Here is a 17,750-nt window from a genome sequence, read left to right as displayed (position 1 = left end):
CGGCGCTCCGCGCCGGTCTTGCTAACGTCGGGGCGTGACGGCTTGCACGGAGTGCGGATTCAGCTACGACCTCGCCTCGGCTCCCGAGGTCTCGACCCGGATCATGGAGTACGCGCAGGACTACGCGCGGTTGCTGGCGGCCGACCCCTCGGCGCTGCGCCGGCGGCCGGCGGCGGAGGTGTGGTCGCCGCTCGAATACGCCTGCCACGTACGCGACATGCTGCTCGTCCAGCGGGAGCGCGCGCTGGCCGCGCTGCGCCACGAGTCGCCGGTCGCGGAGCCGATGGGTCGCGACGAGCGGGTCGAGCACGACGGCTACGCCGAGCAGCGGCCGGCGGACGTCTCCCGCCAACTCCAGGACGCGGCGCTGCTGTTCGCAGGCGTCCTGGACCGGCTGCCGGCCGCCGGCTGGGAGCGCGTCCTGATCTACACCTACCCCGAGCCGGCCGAGCGCTCGGTGCGCTGGCTCGCCCTGCACACCCTGCACGAAGTGCGCCACCACCTGCTCGACATCCGCCGCCAACTGCCGGGCCAGGAAGCGAGTTGACCGCCGGGCGCCGGCGACGGGCCGCTACGGCTCGCAGCGGCGGCGGGCCAGGTGGACGGTGATGTCGGCGGCGATCTCCACCCGCTCGGGGAGCACCTGCCTGATCCGGCGCAGCACCTGCTCCCGGTCGGCGGCCGGCAGCACCAGGTAGGCCGAGACGGTGGAGAGATGGCCGACGTAGTCGGGCCCGCTCATCGTCAGCCGCCGTTCGATCACGGCCTGCCGGACGTCGGTGAACCAGGCGGACCGGTCGAGTTCCGTACCGGGCCACTGCATGGCCTGCTCCGGGGGTGTGCCGTGGGGCGACGGCACGTCGTCGCTGTCCAGGAACGGCGCCCGGGCCACGCGTACCGTCTCCCGCACGGCCGGGTCGGCCGGCTGGAACGGGCCGCCGAACGAGGCGAACACCCCGCCCGGCTCCAGCAGCGCGGCCATCCGCGGCCAGCGGCCCGCCGGGTCGGTCCAGTGCAGCGCCGCCGCCGCGTAGACCAGGCCGTGGCGCTCGCCCGGCCGCAGGTCCTCGAACGCGGCCCGCACCGCCTTGACGCCGGCCGGTACGTGCTTGCGCAGCTCGGCGAGCATGCCCGCGTCGGGCTCGGTCGCGGTGACTGCGACGCCGCGGCCGGCGAACAGCCGGGTCGCCTTGCCGGTGCCCGCGCCGATCTCCAGCGCGGTGCGGATCGGCCGGCCCGCGTAGTCCGCCACCAGGTCGAACAGCCGGCCGGGATATCCCGGCCGGTACCGTTCGTAGGCTTCCGCCATCACTCCGAAGCTCAGCGCGCGATCAGACACGCCGAGCATCCTGGCACGCGCCCGGGACTTGCGGCCTCCCGTTGAACGGGTTGCTGGGCGGGCTCCCGCGGATCACATGGCGCCGTGGTGTTCCAGGCCCAGCGCCAGGACGGCCGCCGCGGTGGCGAGGAAGACGATGCCGCCGACGATGTTGCGGGAGCCCACCCGCAGGTGGGCGATGATCGCGCCGATGAAGTAGAGCACCAGCCCGCAGGCGGCCAGGGTGCCGAGCAGCGGCACGGCGAGCCCGGCCAGCAGTCCCACGGTGCCGGCCGCCAGCAGCATGCCGAGCACCGGCACCCACTTCCTGGGCAGGCCCTTCATGTCCGCCTGGGTCTTGGGGTATTCATGGCCGATCAGGTACGTGACGGCGGCGGCGCCGTTGAAGACCGCGCCGATGATGGTGACCGTGAGGTAGGCGGCGAACACGATTGCTCCGCTTCTGTGGTGGCTGTGTCGTCGTCGGGCAGCCCCTCGTGGGACGCCGTTCCCCTCGGTGACAGATCAGCGGCGCGTTTCGTGACACCTTTCGGCGGCCGGTCGCGGCGGATGTGCCGGCCGGCCGTCGGTCATCGCACCGCCTCCGGGAGGCCGAACGCGGCGAACAGCTCCGGCTGGAGGAACATCCCGATCTCGCCGATCCCGCCGCGCTCCTCCCGCAGCACGCCGATGGCGAACGGGCGGTGGTCGCCGCTGTCCGCGGAGCGCCAGTAGAGGCCGAAGGCCGGCTGCCCGTTGGCGCTGGTGGGCAGCAGCCGCCAGTCGGTGCCCATGACGGCGAACACATGGCCGTCGAGGAACGTGCCGATGGTGTCGCGGCCGAGGAACCAGGTGGGGCGCGGCGGCATGACGAAGCGGGCGTCGGCGCGCAGCAGTTCGACCAGGGCGCTGGTGTCGGTCCGCTCCCAGGCCGCGATGAAGTCCCGCAGCAGGCCGCGCTCGGTGGGGGTCGGCTCGCCGCGCCACTCGGTGCGGCTCTTGGGCAGCTGGGAGCCCAGGGTGCCGCGAGCCCGGCGCAGGGCGCTGTGCACGGCGGTCTCGGTCATGTCCAGGGCGGCGGCGGTGTTCCGCGCCGACCAGTCCAGCACGTCACGCAGGATCAGCACCGCCCGCTGCCGGGCCGTGAGCTGCTGGATCGCCGCGAGGAACGCCAGCTCGATGGTCTCCTTCGCGGTGACCACGGCCTCCGGCTCGCCGTCGGCCGGGGCCGGCGGTTCCAGCAGCCGGTCCGGGTACGGCTGGAGCCACGGCAGGTCCGCGAACGGGGCCGGCTCGGCCTTGGGGTCGGCCGGGCCCGCCAGGTCGCTGATCCACACCCGGGACTTGCGCCGCCGCAGCGCGTCCAGGCACACATGGGTGGCGATCCCGTACAGCCAGGCGCGGAACGTGGACCGCCCCGCATAGGTGTCGAGCCGCGTCCACGCCCGCAGATACGTCTCCTGGACGGCGTCCTGGGCGTCCTGGAGCGAGCCGAGCATCCGGTAGCAGTGCACCTCCAGCTCATGTCGATGGCGCTCCGCCATCTGCACGAAGCCGTCCTGGTCGGGGCGGCTCAGCGAAACCGATGGATCTGTCATGTCATGGAGACGCGTCAGGGCCCGCCGACTCGTCGCTCCGCCCGCACTTTTTTTCCTGAGGCCGCCGGACGGTCCGGTTCGGCGACGAACAACCGTCCGCCATCGCGTCACACCGGTGTGCAGCACGCCCGCCGCGGCCACGCGCCGGGCGTTATCGGCAACGCGATGACGAGGAAGATTGTGATGACGACCATCCAAGGCAAGACAGTGCTCATCACCGGCGCGAACCGCGGCATCGGCCGCGCGCTGGTCGACGAGGCCCTGAAGTGGGGCGCGACCAGGGTCTACGCCGGCAGCCGGCAGCCGTTCGAGCACTCCGACGAGCGGGTGACCAGGCTGGCCCTCGATGTGACCGACCGGGAGCAGATCGCCCGGGCGGTCGAGCGGGTCGGCTCGTCGCTCGACATCCTGGTCAACAACGCCGGGGTGTGCGTCCTGGACGACCTGACCGACGAGCAGGCGCTCCGGGACCATCTCGCGGTGAACTTGTTCGGCACGTTCGGTGTGACCACCGCGTTCCTGCCGCTGCTGGAGCGGTCCGGCGGGGCCGTGGTGAACAACGTGTCGCTGGCGGCGCTGGCCTCGGTGCCGGTCATGCCCGCCTACTCGGTGTCGAAGGCGGCGGCGTTCTCGCTCAGCGTCGGGCTGCGGGCGCTGCTGGCGGCCCGGGGCGTCAGCGTGTCGGTGGCCCTCACCGGGCCGACCGACACCGACATGGTGCGCGACCTGCCGATTCCGAAGGCCACCGCCCAGTCCGTGGCGGCGGCGATCCTCGCGGGGGTGGAGAACGGCGAGGAGGAGATCTTCCCCGACGTGGTGTCGGAGCCGCTCGCGGAGGGCTGGCGCGGCGGGGTGTCGAAGGTCCTGGAGCGGCAGAACGCGGCGCTGCTCCAGGCGTAGTCGACGCCAAGGGCGTAAGCCGTGGGCCGGGGCGGCTCGCCGCGCCGCGGCCGGGACTTGCTCCGGTGCACGGTCAGGCCCGAGTATCCCGGCCGGCGGTCAGGCCGGGGCGCCCCGGCGGGTGGTCAGGGCTGCTCCGGCCGACGGTCAGGGCTGCTCCGGCCGGCGCGGGGTGAGCAGGCCGCGGTTGAACGCCTCGGCCACCGCCGCCGCGCGGTCGCTGACGCCGAGCTTGCCGTAGGCGTTCAGCAGGTGGGTCTTCACGGTGGCCTCGCTGATCAGCAGCCGGGCCGCCACCTCGCGGTTGGTGGCACCGGCCGCCACCCACGTCAGGACCTCGTGCTCGCGCGGGCTGAGCAGCCCGGGGACGGGCGCCTTGACCCGGTTCATCAGCCGGGCGGCGACCGAGGGCGACAGCACCGCCTCGTGGTTGGCGGCGGCCCGCACCGCCCGCAGCAGCTCGTCCCGCGGCGCGTCCTTGAGCAGGTAGCCGGTCGCGCCCGCCTCGATGGCCGGCAGTACGTAGCTGTCGGTGTCGTACGTGGTCAGGACCAGCACCCGGGCGGCGCTGCCGGCCCTGGCCAGCTCGGTGATCGCGGTGACCCCGTCGGTGCCGGGCATCCGCAGGTCCATCAGGATGACGTCCGGTGCGAGCCGGCCGGCCAGCAGGACCGCCTCGGCGCCGTCGGCCGCCTCGCCCACCACCTCGAACGCCGGGTCGGCGGCGAACATGCCGCTCAGGCCGTCCCGCACCACGGGGTGGTCGTCGGCGATCAGCAGCCTGATCGGGGCCGGGGCAGGGGTCCCGCCCGGGTTCACGGAGTTCACGCGCCGGCACCGGCCGTCTCGTGCGGCAGCCGGGCGGAGACCGTCGTCCCCGATCCGGGCTCCGACCGGACCGCCAGCGTGCCGGACAGCCCTTCGATCCGCTCCCGCATCGCCTTCAGCCCGAACCCGCCGCCCGTCCCGGCCGCAGGCTCGGCGTCCGCCGCCTCCGCGCCCGCCGGTCCCGGCTCGGCCGTCACCGGTGCGGGCACCCGGGCCGCCGCCGTCTCGAACCCGCGTCCGTCGTCGCACACGTCGAGCGTGACCTCGTGCTCCAGGTAGCGCAGCGTCAGCGTGACCGCGGTGGCGCGGGCGTGCCGTGCCACGTTGGCCAGCGCCTCCTGGGCCGCCCGCAGCAGCGCGAGCTCGGCCTCCGGCCGCATCAGCCGGACCGTCCCGGTGGCGCTGACCTGGACGCCGATCCCGTGCAGGTCGGACCAGCGGTCGGCGACCCCGGTCAGGGCATCACCGAGCCCGGCGGTCTCCAGCGGCTGCGGGCGCAGCGCGTCCACCGACCGCCTGGCCTCGGCCAGGCTCTCCCTGGCCATCCTGGTCGCCACTGCGAAGTGCGCCTTCCACCGGTCGGGGATGCCGCCCGCCTGCTCGGCGGCCTGCAGCTGGGTGATGATCCCGATCAGGCCCTGCGCCAGGGTGTCGTGGATCTCCCTGGCCATCCGCTGCCGCTCGTCGAGCACCCCGGCCTCCCGGGCCTGGGCCACCAGCTGCCGGTGCAGCCCGGCGTTCTCCGCCAGCGTCGCCTGGAGCCGCTGGTTGGCCTCCCGGGCCTGATCGAGGGCCGTCTTCCGCTCCTGGTTCTTCTGCTCGTTGTCCCATTCCCACCAGGCGAATCCGCACATGCAGATCACGTTGACGGCCAGCACCACGGCGAGGACGGCCAGGCCGACGGCGCTGTCCTGGGGCATCGGGGAGGCCTGCGCGTAGCCGGACTCCAGCGCGACCGCGGCCACCGCGGGAAGCCGCCACGGCCAGGACACGACGCCGAACGCGTAGAAGTACAGGACGGGCGTGAACAGGCCGAACCACGGGTCCCGCAGGACCAGGACCCCGATGAGCACGACGAGGCCGACGAAGAACACCGCCATCGGCACCGCCCGTTCCCACCAGCCGGGGCGCAGGGTGAACATGCACAGCACCCACAGCGCCGCCGCCGCGCACAGGCCGAGGTCGATCAGCAGTGATCCGCCGGCCCCGCGCCTGGCGATCGCGGTCACCACGACGAGCGCGGCCAGGACCGCGTAGGGCACGACCGTCACCAGCGGGAGCAGCCGTTCCTCCTGGCGGCCCGCGCGGGCCGCCGTTGCCGGTGTGCTCATTGCTGCCTTCCAGGTCAGGTTCATTCCCAGCGGAACGATCTCACCGCGGCCGCGCCGAAGACAACGGCGTAGCCGGCCAGGGTGACCAGCTGGAGCGGATGGGGCCAGTGTCCCTCGGTCGCGTCGGTCAGCGCCTGCACGGCGGCGCCGAGCGGGGCGGCCCGGCTGATGTGCTTCAGCGGCGCCGGCATGGCGGCGATCGGCAGGAACAGCCCGGCGAAGAACATCATCACGTAGAACAGGGCCACGCCCGCGGCGTTGGCGGCCTGGGCGCCGCGCGAGACCGCGGCGACGAACAGGCCGATCGCGAACAGGGCGAGCGCGGCGAGCACCACGCCGATCAGGTATCCGGCGAGCTGGCGGGGCAGCCGCACGCCGAAGGCGAGCCTGGCCACCAGCAGCACGCCGGTCATGGAGACGGCCGCGGTCGCCAGGTTGACCAGCAGCTGGGCGGCCAGCACCCGGGCCGGGCCGACCGGGGTGGTCCGCAGCCGGCGCAGCACCCCCTTCTCCCGGTAGCCGGCCAGCACCGCGGGGATGACGTTGAACGACAGCGTGGCCAGCGAGAACGCGGCCAGGATCGGCACGTAGACGTCGAGCAGCGTGTAGCCGCCGAGGTTGTCGCGGTCCTGGTTGTAGAACGGGATGTTGCCGAAGACGATCAGCAGCGCCAGCGGCAGCCCGATCGCGAAGGCCGGGCCCGCCTTGTCCCGGACGAACAACTTCAGCTCGGTGAGCGCGAGCCGTCCCAGCACCGCGCCCCGGTCGGGGACGGGCGGCACGGGCCCGGCTGAGGTGGTGGCCGGCATGTGGTGTTCCTCCTGCGGTTCGGTCGGTCAGCGCGGTTCGGTGCCGGGCTCGGCGACGGCCGGTCCGGTGCCGGGCGGCGGGTTGCCGGTCAGCGCCACGAAGGCGTCCTCCAGGCTGGGCTGGTCCACCCGGAGGTGCTCGGCCACGATGCTGTTGCGGGCCAGTACGGAGGTGACCGCGTTCAGGGCGTCGCCGGTGCCGGTGACCACGACGAGGTCGCCGCGGCGGGTGAGCCCGGTGACGTCGGGCAGGCAGGTCAGCAGGCCGTCCTCGAACGGGACCGACGGCCGGAACTGGATCCGCCGGCCGCCGTGCACCTGTTCGGTCAGTGCGGTCGGGCTGTCCACCGCGACGACCCGGCCGCGGTCGATCACCGCCACCCGGTCGCAGAGCCGCTCGGCCTCCTCCATGAAGTGGGTGACGAGCACGATCGTCACCCCGCGGTCGCGGACGTCCTGGATCAGGCCCCAGGTGTCTCGGCGGGCCTGCGGGTCGAGGCCGGTGGTGAGCTCGTCCAGTACCGCCACCTCGGGGCTGCCGATCAGGGCGAGCGCGATCGACAGCCGCTGCTTCTGGCCGCCTGACAGGTCCGCGTACCGGGTCCGGTGCCTGCCGGCCAGGCCGAGCGCGTCCATCAGCGCCGGGGAGTCGGCGGGCCTGCGGTAGAAGGAGCGGTAGAGCCGCAGCGCCTCGCCGACCGTCAGCTTGTCGGGCAGCCGTCCGTCCTGGAGCTGCACCCCGAGCCGCTGGGTCAGCTCGGCGCGGTCGCGCCGCGGGTCGAGGCCGAGCACGTCGATCTCGCCGCGGTCAGGGGTCCGCAGTCCCTCGACGCACTCCACGGTGGTGGTCTTGCCGGCGCCGTTGGGGCCGAGGATCCCGAAGATCTCGCCCTGCCGGACGGTGAACGAGACGTCCTCGACGGCCACGTCGGCCCCGTACTTCTTGTGCAGGTTCCGCACCTCGATGACCGCGGGCATCCGTGGCGTCCTCTCCAGCCCCGGGACGGTCTCCGGGTCGCTGATGTCAGCCTGGCAGCGGCGCGGGCGCGGCCCCATCGGCCGGCCGGCCCTTTTCCGCGGACGCCGGCGGATGGGCCGCACGGCTGAGCCCATCAACCGATCGGCTGATGGGCTCAGTGGCCGCGGCGGCTGGACGCCTGGTGGCGCGGCGGCCCGGTGGTGGGGCCGGGCGGGGCGGTTCAGCGCTCCAGGAGGTCGAAGAGCTCTTCCCACCGGCGGGTGATCGAATCCGGCGTGAAGCGCCGCACGTTGGTCCTGGCCAGCTCGGCCATCTCGTCGCGCCGCTCGGTGTCGTCCATCAGCAGGACGAGCTGACGGGCCAGCTCGGAGGTGTTACCCGGGCGGGCCAGCAGGCCGTCCACACCGTCCTCGATGATCTCGTGCACGCCGGGCGCGCAGTCGAAGGCGACGCAGGGCAGTCCGCAGGCCATGGCTTCGAGCAGCGCCAGCGGGAAGCCCTCGCCGCGCGAGCTCTGGACGAACACCGAGGCGCCGCGCAGCGCCCCCGGCACGTCGGCGGTCTGGCCGGCCCACTCCACCGAGCCGTCGAGCCCGAGTTCGGTGCACTGCCGCTTCAGCGCGGAGTCGAGCTCGCCCGCGCCGTGGATGCGCAGCAGCCAGCCGGGCACCCGGGGTGCCGCCTCCGCCCAGGCGTCGAGCAGCATGTCGATGCCCTTCTGGTGGCTGAGCCGGCCGACGCTGGCCACCACCTTCGCGGTGCGCGGCGACGGCACCGCCGACATGGTCGGCAGCGGGTTGGGCATGAAGCCGACGTTGTCCATGCCGCGGACCGCCCACAGGTCGGCGTCCTCCTGGGTGAGGAGGACCAGCCGGTCCACGTCCTTGAAGTACCGCTCGATCCGCTGCGCCCGGGAGGACTGCCAGGAGTACGCGTACGACTCGTGGCTCATCCCGATCACCTTGTGCCCGGTGGTGTCGGCGAGCGCCACCCACTCCATCGCCCACACCTGGGTGACGATGATCATGGCTCCGGGGGCCGCCGCGCGGAACAGCTCGGACAGGCGCTCCGCGCTCTGCTCCACGCCCTTCTTCCTGGCCGACTCGCGCCGGCGGGCGCGCAGCGAGAGCCGGTCGGACAGCGACGCGGGACCCGGGCGGGCGGGCGGCCGTACGTCGTAGAGCGTGACGCTGTCGAACGGCGGGTGGTCGCCGAGGTCCATCGGGACGTCGGCCGGGGAGATGCCGACCACGGTCACCTTGTGGCCGCGTTCCGCGAACAGGCCGGCCATCTGGGCCTGCCAGCGGGCCACCCCGCCGAGCTCGTTGACCTCGTTGGCGACGAAGAAGATCTCACGCCGGGCCGTCATCGGCTCTCCTCCGCGGTGCCCTCGCTGCGGGTCTCGGCCTCACCGCGGGTCTCGTTCTCGCTGCGTGTTTCGCTCTCGCTGCGTGTTTCGCTCTCGCTGCCGGACTCGGCCTTGCCGCCGGTTCCGCCCTTGCCGCTCTTGCCGTCCTTGCCGCCGAAGAACCGGTCCACGATCCGGGCGGCCGCGTCGCCGCGGTCGTACTCGCCGAAGCCGGTCATGAACTCCTTGACCTCGCCGCCGTAACGCGACCGGACGGCCACCAGGTCGCCGAGCGCGTCGAACAGCTCCTCCTGGGTGCGGGCGACCGGGCCGGGCGCCGTGTCCAGCAGGTCGAAGTACGTGCCGCGGATGTCGTGCGCGTACTCCTCCCAGTCGTAGGCGTAGAAGAACATCGGCCGTTGCAGGAGCGCGTAGTCGAACATCACCGAGGAGTAGTCGGTGATCAGGGCGTCGGCGAGCAGCAGCAGCGGGGTGATGTCGGGGACCGCGGTGACGTCGATGACCCGGCCGGCGACCGACGGCGGCAGCGTCAGCTTGTTGAGGTAGTGCGTGCGGATCAGCAGGGTGTACCGGTCGCCGAAGCGGTCGGCGAACTCCTCGGCGTCGAAGGGGATTTCGAAGGCCCGCACCCGTCCGTTGAGACCGGCCCTGAAGGTCGGCGCGTACAGCAGCACCGGCAGCCCCGGGCGCAGGCCCAGGCTCTCGGCCAACTGCCGTGCCTGCGGGCCGGGTTCGGCGGTGTCGCGGCCCTTGACCAGGGCGTCGTTGCGCGGGTAGCCGACCCGGAGCAGCTTCTGCTCAGGCACCCGGTAGGCCCGGGCCAGGGTGCGCACGTCGTGCTCGCCGCGCACCACGAAGTGGTCGAAGCGGTCCAGTGCCCGCTGGTAGTCGCGCTGGCCGGTCTCGGACATGACGCGGTACCCGGGCTCGTCGAAGCCCATCCGTTTCAGCGCCGAGCCGTGCCAGGTCTGGATGTACGTGGTCTCCGGCCGCTTGCTGAGCTTGAGCGGAAACCCTTGGTTGTCGATCCAGAACTCGGCCTGGGCCAGGGCGCGCAGATACGGCCAGGACCAGCGCTGGACGAGCTCGGCGTCGTCGGGGAAGTCCTTCGGGGCCTTGCCCGCGTACGACCAGACGGGCTTCATCGGCACCCCGCGGCGGCGCAGTTCCTCGTAGATCGCCCGCGGGCTGTCGCTGTACTGCTTGCCGAGGTGGCTCTCGAAGACGATGGTGCCCTTGCGCACCGGCAGCAGCCGGACCATCCGGTGGTAGGCCCGGATCTTGGTGTTCCCGGAGTCCAGCCGGCGCTTGGCCGCCCGGGTCCTGCGCACGGCGCTCTTGGCCGAACGGGCGGCCTGGCCGCGCAGGTTGCGGTCGATCAGCGATCTGCCGCGGCGGGCGGTGGGACCCTCCTGTGCCAGGACGAAGGCGAGGTGCCCCCTGGACGAGACCTCCGGCTTGAGCCGGTCCGCGGTCACCCGGCCGAGGTAGGGGCGGACGGTGATCGCCCCGGCCTCCTCCAGGTACGTGTTGCCCGCGGTGATCCTGCTGGTGGTCGTCTCGCCGCCGGCGGTCAACAGCAGCCGTACGTCCCACACTTCGTCGAAGACGCCGACCGGGCGCAGCACGCGCCGCAGCGGGACGTCGGCGTGCCAGGAGATGGAGTCGCCCTCGTACGTCAGGGTCTGTACCGGCATCCGGTAGCTGCGCAGGCTGCGCCGCCGTGCCTTGAACTCCAGCTCGGCGCTCAGGGCCGCCTCCGGCCCGATCAGCCCGAGCGGGTTGACCAGCGCACCGTCCAGGACGACGCCGGTCGGGCTCTCCTGGTAGCCGGTGAGCTGGTTGCGCAGCGCCATGGAGGTCAGCGGCATGGCGTGGTAGCCGCGGTCGGTGACGTCGAGCACGGCCCTGGCCCGCGGATCGTCCAGGTGGTCGGCGCACCAGTAGATCCGGCCGTCCCGCTCGATCAGCGTGGAGGACACCTTCGCCCGGTTGATCAGGGTGTCGATGGCCGGCATCAGGTTCTTCCAGTCCTCCTGGAGCAGGAGGTACGCGCAGATGGCGTGAATGGGGTCGAGTGCCTGGAACGCCTCTTCCGGGAAGTCACGGGTGTAGTCGTTGGCCATCTCGGCGAAGCGCAGCCGGTACTCGTCGTCGAGGAAGGGAAGATCCCGCAGGTACAGCACGAGGTCGTGCTTGAGGAACTTGATGTCCTTGTGCAGCCGCAGGCCGTCGAAGCCGCGGGCCTTCAAGATGGCGTCGATCCTGCGGTGGATCTCCATCCGGTCGGCGAAGTTCCGGATCTCGTGGCGGCGGTTGCTGATGGACTTGGTCGCCGCCTTGGCAACGACGTTCCACCGGTAGACCTCGATGGGGATCAGCGCGATCCGGTTGGCCGCCAGGTACGCCTGGGCGGAGAACAGGAGGTCCTCGTAGTGGATTCCGCTCGGAAACGTCAGCTGATTCTCGATCAGGAACTGGCGCCGGTAGCACTTGTTGGTCGAGAGGGTGTCGAAGACGAAGAGGTCGGGGAGTTCGGCGATCGAGTCGAGGGTGCGGGTGGTCCGGTACAGCCACGGGTACCAGTCCTCGCGCTTGCCGTTGCGGCTGTCCACCTGGACCCGTACGCACTTGCCCGACACCAGGTCGGCGCCGGTCCGCTCGGCGGCCTCCAGCATGTTGCGGCAGGCGTGCCGGTCGAGGACGTCGTCGCTGTCGAGGAACATCACGTAGCGGCCGCGGGCCAACGCGATTCCCTGGTTGCGGGGTTCGCCGCAGCCGCCGCTGTTCTCGGCGAGCCGGATCGCCCTGACCCGTCCGGGATGCTCAGCCGCGAAGCGCTGCGCGACCTGGTAGGAGGAGTCCGTGGAGCAGTCGTCGGAGATGACGACCTCGACATTGCGCAGCGACTGGTCCAGTACCGACCGCACCGCGGCCGGCAGTCGCCCGGCGTCGTTGTAGACGATGACGACGACGCTCATGTCAGGCTCGGCGCCCGACACATGACCCACCGGCTCTTCACCCACGGGAGGGGTCACTCTCGGCACAGGCACCTCTGTCAGTAATCGCGGACCTCACAAAGCGTCACAGTCTAGCTCATTCCACTTGCGCGCACCCCGGCGAGGGAAGCGGGGGCGTACATGACAGAACGCTCACACAGACCGTGGGCGAACTCTACGTCATGTAGAACCGGGCCAACGGCCCGGACCACGTGGACGGCTACGCCCGAACGGCGAACCGCGCTAGGTTGCCCTCCATGGCCTGGAAACGAACGCTCAATCAATCCCTGGTGAAGTTCACGGGTTACGAACTGCGCCGCCCCGCACCGCCCAAGCCGCAGCCCAAACCGCAGCCGAAGCCCGCCGCGCCGGCGGGACCGCGGCCGCTGAAGCTGCCGGCCGACTACGACGACGAGGCCCGCGCGGTCATCGAGGCGGTCCGGCCGTACACGATGACCTCGCCCGAGCGTCTCAACGCCTTCATCCTCGCGGTCCGGCACATCACCAAGCACAACATTCCGGGCTCCATCGTGGAGTGCGGCGTCTGGCGCGGCGGCAGCATGCAGGCGGCGGCCCGCACCCTGATGACGGCCGGGGTGACCGACCGCGACCTGTACCTCTTCGACACTTTCGAGGGAATGCCGCCGCCCACCGACCGCGACCTGCGCCGGGACGGCGAGGCCGCCGCCGACCTGATGGCCAAGCAGGGCAAGGACCGCCCCATCTGGGCCGTCGCCACGCTGGACGACGTGCAGCAGTCGTTCAGCAAGCTCGAGTACCCCGAGAAGCATGTCCACTACTGCCAGGGGCTGGTGGAGGAGACCGTGCCGGCCGAGGCGCCCGAGGAGATCGCGATCCTGCGCCTCGACACCGACTGGTACGAGTCGACCAAGCACGAGCTCAAGCACCTCTACCCCCGGCTCGCCTCCGGCGGTGTCCTGCTGATCGACGACTACGGGTGGTGGCAGGGCTCGCGTGAGGCCGTGGACGAGTTCCTGGAGGAGACCGGGGCGCAGCTGCTCCTGCTCCGGATGGACGAGGGCCGGGTCGCGGTCAAGCCGTAGGCGGTGGTGAATCCGTAGGTGGTGGCGGCGGCGCGCGGCCGCCACCGCACCGCCCCTTCGACGTGTCCCTCTCAGCCGATCTCAGCCGATCTCAGCCGATGGTGACGACTCGGGCCCAGGGCGGCGGGCCGTCCGGGACGTGGTCGGGGTCCTGCTCGTCCACGCCGCGGGCGGGACGCGGGAAGAGGCCGACGACGGTACGGCAGGGCGGCTGCTCGGAGGGCCAGGGCGTCTGGCCGTCGGTCAGGGCGACGATCACCTGCGGCTTGAGCCGGGAGCGCAGCGCCCGGGCGAACCCGGAGCGCAGATCCGTTCCGCCGCCGCCCATCAGCTCGATGCTCTCGGCGCGGCACAGCGGCACGGCGATCCCGGCCGCCGCGTCGCAGGAGATCACGGAGACCAGGTCGCGGCGGCCGCCCACCGCGCGGCCGATCGCCGCCACCTCGAGCAGCGCGCTGCCCAGTTCGGCGTCGCTGACCGACCCGGAGGTGTCGATCACGACGCAGACCCGGGGCGGCGTGCGGCGCAGGCTCGGCAGCAGCACCCCGGGGACGCTCGCCGAGCGGCGGGACGGGCGCCGGTAGCTGTGGTCCTCGCCCGCGCCCGGCGCGCTCGCCGCCGAGCGGACCGCCGCGCGCAGCAGCTTCCGCCACGGCTGCGGCGGGTGGAACGCCTCGTCCGCCCACCGCCGCCACCCGTCCGGGGCGTCGCCCGGCCAGCCCTTGATCCCCTCGGCGACCCGGAAGCGGACGGCGTCCCGCTGCTGTCGGGTCAGCCCGTTTGCCCCGTCCGGGCCCAGCTCCCAGGGCCGCCGATGGCCGTCGGCGCCGCTGCCGCAGTCGAGCCACGACAGGGCGGCGGCGAGCCCGGAGAGCGAGGCCTGCCGAAGGTACTCCTCCATCAGCAGCCCGTTCGACAGGCCGAGCATCGACGGGAGCACCACCCCGGCCGGGCGGAGCAGGCCGTCGCCGTAGATGTCGTCGTTGATCTCGAAGTCGGCGGCGATGTTGCGCCGCAGCCTGCCCAGGCCGCCTGCCTCGGGAGCCCCCGCCCCGGCCGGTCCGTGCTCCTCGGGCTCCTCGTGTTCCTCGTGCTCCTCGTGCTCCTCGTGCTCCCTGGCGTAGCGCTCGCCCCGGCCGTGGTGGTCCCTGAGCAGATGGGAGACCTCGTGCACCCAGACGCCCGCGAGCTCCTCCACCGGCAGCCGGGCCACGAAGCCGGGCGAGACGTAGCAGCGCCAGTGCGCGTCCACCGCCATCGTCGGCACGGAGCGGTCCTCGACCACCCGCAGCGCGAAGAGCGCGGCGGCCAGGTAGGGGCGGACCTTCACCGCGTGCAGCCGGGCGGCCAGCAACTTGTCCATGTCCAGCGGGAGTCGGGGCGCGGCGGGGCCGGCCGGCAGGCTCGGGACGGCGGGCCGCGCCCGGCGCGGGGGTGCGGGCAGCGGGCGGGGCCGCGGCTTCGGCGCCGGGCGCTTCGCAGTCTCCGTCATCGGCGCGCACCCGCCGTCCAGCCGGACCCGGCCGCCGCCGCGACCCGTTCCACCGAGCGGTCCGCCTGCCGGGACAGGCCCACCACCGAGGCCAGCCGGTCCATGGCGTCGGGCAGCTCCCAGTCGTCGCGGCGCAGCCCGGCCAGCGCCGTCGCCGGGCCGACCAGCAGGTCCGGCGCGCCGGTCTCCAGCGCGCGGACCAGCACCGCCCAGCCCGCCTCCCACCGCTCCCGCTTGGGCCGCGCCCCGACGGCGGCCACCACCGCCTCCAGTGCCGCCTGCCGCAGGTCGCCGCGTTCCGGCAGTTCGGCGGCGGCCGGATCGGCGAGCAGCGTCTCCGGGTCGGGCAGGTCCATCCGGTCCAGGTGGGCGAGGAGTTCGAGCCCGGGGCCGTCCCCGACCGCGCCCCGCACCAGCAGCGCGAGCACCTCTCGGGAGACGGCGGCCGCGGTGCCGAAGGCCAGCAGGATCAGCGCGGTCTCCCAGCTGCGGGGTGACGGCCAGGCGCCGCCGCGCCGCGTCTCGGTGGTCGGCAGCCGGTGGATCAGGGTCGGCCGGGCCTTCAGGAAGCCGCAGACCGCGCGCCGGGACAGCTCCACCGCCTCGGCCAGCGACTCCGGTTCGAGCCGGGGCAGTTCCGCCCGGGGCCAGACCCCGCCGAGCCCGCGCACCACCACCTCCTTGTCGTGCGTCCAGTACAGGTGCACGAACCGGTTGGCCAGCGGCGGGCTCAGCTCCCACCCGTCGGCCGCCGACGCGGGCGGGTTGGCGGCGGCCACGATCCTTACGCCCGGCGGCAGTTGCAGCGTGCCGACCCGCCGCTCCAGGACGACCCTGAGCAGCGCGGCCTGGACGGCCGGGGTGGCGGTGGACAGTTCGTCGAGGAAGAGCAGCCCGCGGCCGGCCCGCACGATGTCCACCGCCCACTGCGGCGGCGCCATCGGCACCCCCTGAACGGCCGGGTCGTCACCCACGATGGGCAGGCCGGAGAAGTCGGACGGCTCGTGGACGCTGGCGATCACCGTGGTCAGCGGCAGGCCGAGGGAGTCGGCGAGCCGGGTCAGGGCCGCGGTCTTGCCGATGCCCGGCTCGCCCCAGAGCAGGACGGGCAGGTCGGCTGCGACGGCCAGGGTGAGCGCTTCGAGCTGCTCGTCGGGGCGCGGCTCGGTGGTGGTCGTCCGCAGCAGGGTCAACAGGGCGTCGGCGACGGCGAGTTGGCGGTCGGCGGCCGTCGCGGTGTCGTCTGATGCCGCGGGAACGGTCGCGGTCGCGGGAACGGGTGCGGGTGCGGATGCGGGTGCGGGTGCGGGAACGGTCGCGGGTGCGGGTGCGGGTGCGGGTGCGGGCAGGAATGTGCTGGACGTCATGGGCATCACCTTGGTTGGGGTAGGGGGACGGAACGGGCCGTCCCGGATCTCGTCGTGCGTGCGGCGCGCCGAATGCGCGCGGCAGTCAGTGCTCGGTGCTCAGCGTGTGAACGGGATTTCGGTGCGGCGGACGGCCGCCGGGCAGGCCGGTGGCGCGCTCAGCAGGCCAGGACGGTTCGGGGCCGCGGCCGGCTGCTCCGCTTGTTCCGGATCGCCAGTGCCGTGTAGCGCTCGATCCGGGGACGGTGGTTCACCTTGACGAACCCCGGGCCGGAGGCGTTCCGCTCCCCCGCCGCCCCGGTGGCGGGCCGCCCGGCCGCCAGACCCGCACGGAAGAGCCCGTGCTCGATGCGGCGGGCCGCGGCCGACTCCAGTTCGTCCCTGAGCGGCCCGGCACGCAGCATCGCACCGGGGCCGAGCAGCGCCTCGACCACGGCCAGTGCCCCGGCCGCGTCACCGTGCCGGAGCCGTTCCCTGACCGCGGGCAGCGCCTCCGGGCTGCGGTGCGCCGCGTCGATCACCCGCAGGCAGGGCAGCGGCGGCCCGCCGAGCTCCACCAGCAGCTGTTCCCGGCGCAGTTCGGCCGGTTCGTGGTCGACCGCGGTCAACTCCCCGTCCCGCAGGGCGATCCGGTGGATCTCGCCCCGGCACTCCACCCGTCGCGGATCACCGGGTTCGGCGGCGGCGTCCGACGACGGCGAGCCGAACCCGTCCAGTGCCGCGGCCACGAGCGGATGCAGCCGTTCGGCCGCGACCAGCCCGTACGCCAGCAGCTCCAGGTCGGGCAGCGCCCGGGCCGCCGCCTCCGGCAGCACCGGGAGCACCGCGGCCTCCTGCGGCGGCAACTCTTCGCGCGGCGGCCGGAAGGCCGGAGCGTGGCTGTCGTCGGGGGCGACGAGTTCGAGCACGGCACGGCGGTGCGCGTCGAACCGTACGGTGAAGGCCCCGCGCGGCAGCCCCTCGGCCCGCAGCAGCAGCTCGGCCTCGTCGGCCCAACGCCCCACCGCCCACGGCGAATCGGGGCCGGCGCACTCAGCGGGCAGGTCCGGCCGGCCGGCTGCGCAGGGCGGACCGGTGAGCCCGGTGAACGGTGCCAGGCCCGCACCGGACCGCCGGGCCAGTTCGCCGCTCCGCGCGGAATCCCACAGGTGCCGGTGCAGGTCGAGCCGGAACCGCCGGTCGGGATGGGGGTGCGGATGGTGCCCCGGGGCGGCCGGGCCCGGGCCGTCCCAGACGTCAAGGGACATCCGCTGTCCGGCGTCCGCCCAGGCCGGCGGTGTCCGCACCACCAGCTGGAGCGGTGTGCCGCCGGGCGGCCCGTAGCGGGCGAGGGAGACGGTCAGGCCGGGCCGCAGCAGCCCGTCGGGGGCGATCCGGGGCATGTGCCAGCGCAGCAGCTCAGGCGCCAGCAGGCGCAGATCCGTACGCAGCCGGGTGGAGGTTTCGGTGCCGTGGCGGTGGCGCACGGCGCGCAGATCGAGGTCGACATCGATCCGGGCGGCGGCGCATGCCCCCGCCCAGTCGCCGGCCGCACGTCGTGCGGTGGCGGTCTCGATCATGGACGGTGGCACGGCGTACTCGCGTACGCGCTGCCACATCAAGATGCGGGCGGGAATCTCGTTCGCGGAAGCAGGTGCCATCAGCACTCACCTTGCGCGAAAGATTCCCCCGTTCCCTTCGAGGAGTCAGTCATCAC

Annotated in this window: 15 protein-coding genes; 3 read left to right on the top strand and 12 right to left on the bottom strand. The window is 73.1% G+C overall.

What is annotated here, in order from left to right:
- Window positions 1-34: 34 nt before the first annotated feature.
- Entirely contained in the window at window positions 35-547 is a 513-nt protein-coding gene (locus ACQPW6_RS38420) for a DinB family protein (RefSeq protein ID WP_433894357.1), read from the top strand.
- 24 nt (window positions 548-571) lie between these two features.
- Here the strand turns inward: ACQPW6_RS38420 and ACQPW6_RS38415 are convergent, their stop codons facing one another.
- The 3 genes from ACQPW6_RS38415 to ACQPW6_RS38405 form a co-directional block, all read right to left on the bottom strand.
- A complete protein-coding gene (locus ACQPW6_RS38415; RefSeq protein ID WP_433894356.1) occupies window positions 572-1,348 on the bottom strand; it encodes a class I SAM-dependent methyltransferase in 777 nt (258 codons plus the stop codon).
- A 63-nt stretch (window positions 1,349-1,411) separates the two neighbouring features.
- Window positions 1,412-1,768 (bottom strand): DoxX family protein, encoded by a 357-nt coding sequence (locus tag ACQPW6_RS38410; RefSeq protein ID WP_433894355.1) that lies wholly within the window; start codon window positions 1,766-1,768, stop codon window positions 1,412-1,414.
- Between the two features lie 140 nt (window positions 1,769-1,908).
- Window positions 1,909-2,916, bottom strand: coding sequence for an RNA polymerase subunit sigma-70 (locus tag ACQPW6_RS38405; RefSeq protein ID WP_433894354.1), 1,008 nt, complete (start codon window positions 2,914-2,916; stop codon window positions 1,909-1,911).
- A gap of 183 nt (window positions 2,917-3,099) precedes the next feature.
- On the opposite strand from ACQPW6_RS38405, the gene ACQPW6_RS38400 reads away from it, so the two are divergent.
- Entirely contained in the window at window positions 3,100-3,816 is a 717-nt protein-coding gene (locus ACQPW6_RS38400) for an SDR family NAD(P)-dependent oxidoreductase (RefSeq protein ID WP_433894353.1), read from the top strand.
- 147 nt (window positions 3,817-3,963) lie between these two features.
- Here the strand turns inward: ACQPW6_RS38400 and ACQPW6_RS38395 are convergent, their stop codons facing one another.
- From ACQPW6_RS38395 to ACQPW6_RS38370, 6 genes are all read right to left on the bottom strand, one after another.
- Complete coding sequence (locus ACQPW6_RS38395; protein ID WP_433894352.1) at window positions 3,964-4,644, bottom strand: response regulator; 681 nt, start codon at window positions 4,642-4,644, stop codon at window positions 3,964-3,966.
- Window positions 4,641-5,975: a sensor histidine kinase gene (locus ACQPW6_RS38390; RefSeq protein ID WP_433894351.1), complete on the bottom strand. Its 1,335-nt coding sequence runs from the start codon at window positions 5,973-5,975 to the stop codon at window positions 4,641-4,643. Before ACQPW6_RS38390 ends, ACQPW6_RS38395 begins: the two co-directional genes overlap by 4 nt.
- A gap of 20 nt (window positions 5,976-5,995) precedes the next feature.
- On the bottom strand, window positions 5,996-6,784 hold the full coding sequence (locus ACQPW6_RS38385) for an ABC transporter permease (protein WP_433894350.1): 789 nt from the start codon (window positions 6,782-6,784) through the stop codon (window positions 5,996-5,998).
- Between the two features lie 27 nt (window positions 6,785-6,811).
- Window positions 6,812-7,762, bottom strand: coding sequence for an ABC transporter ATP-binding protein (locus ACQPW6_RS38380; RefSeq protein ID WP_433894349.1), 951 nt, complete (start codon window positions 7,760-7,762; stop codon window positions 6,812-6,814).
- Window positions 7,763-7,983: 221 nt separating this feature from the next.
- Window positions 7,984-9,132: a glycosyltransferase gene (locus tag ACQPW6_RS38375; RefSeq protein WP_433894348.1), complete on the bottom strand. Its 1,149-nt coding sequence runs from the start codon at window positions 9,130-9,132 to the stop codon at window positions 7,984-7,986.
- Complete coding sequence (locus ACQPW6_RS38370) at window positions 9,129-12,113, bottom strand: bifunctional glycosyltransferase/CDP-glycerol:glycerophosphate glycerophosphotransferase (protein ID WP_433894347.1); 2,985 nt, start codon at window positions 12,111-12,113, stop codon at window positions 9,129-9,131. The genes ACQPW6_RS38375 and ACQPW6_RS38370 overlap by 4 nt, the downstream gene beginning before the upstream one ends.
- A gap of 275 nt (window positions 12,114-12,388) precedes the next feature.
- On the opposite strand from ACQPW6_RS38370, the gene ACQPW6_RS38365 reads away from it, so the two are divergent.
- Window positions 12,389-13,195, top strand: coding sequence for a TylF/MycF/NovP-related O-methyltransferase (locus ACQPW6_RS38365; RefSeq protein ID WP_433894346.1), 807 nt, complete (start codon window positions 12,389-12,391; stop codon window positions 13,193-13,195).
- Window positions 13,196-13,286: 91 nt separating this feature from the next.
- On the opposite strand, the gene ACQPW6_RS38360 is transcribed toward ACQPW6_RS38365, so the two are convergent.
- The 3 genes from ACQPW6_RS38360 to ACQPW6_RS38350 all read right to left on the bottom strand — a co-directional run bounded on the left by ACQPW6_RS38360 (window position 13,287) and on the right by ACQPW6_RS38350 (window position 17,694).
- Entirely contained in the window at window positions 13,287-14,558 is a 1,272-nt protein-coding gene (locus ACQPW6_RS38360) for a vWA domain-containing protein (protein WP_433894797.1), read from the bottom strand.
- 125 nt (window positions 14,559-14,683) lie between these two features.
- Window positions 14,684-16,054, bottom strand: a complete 1,371-nt coding sequence (locus ACQPW6_RS38355) for an AAA family ATPase (RefSeq protein WP_433894345.1) — start codon at window positions 16,052-16,054, stop codon at window positions 14,684-14,686.
- A 158-nt stretch (window positions 16,055-16,212) separates the two neighbouring features.
- Window positions 16,213-17,694 (bottom strand): hypothetical protein, encoded by a 1,482-nt coding sequence (locus ACQPW6_RS38350; RefSeq protein WP_433894344.1) that lies wholly within the window; start codon window positions 17,692-17,694, stop codon window positions 16,213-16,215.
- Window positions 17,695-17,750: the final 56 nt, after the last annotated feature.

The organism is Streptomyces sp. CA-111067, assembly GCF_050956065.1.
Lineage (GTDB): Bacteria > Actinomycetota > Actinomycetes > Streptomycetales > Streptomycetaceae > Actinacidiphila.
This window is presented reverse-complemented; position numbering and strand designations above follow the sequence as displayed.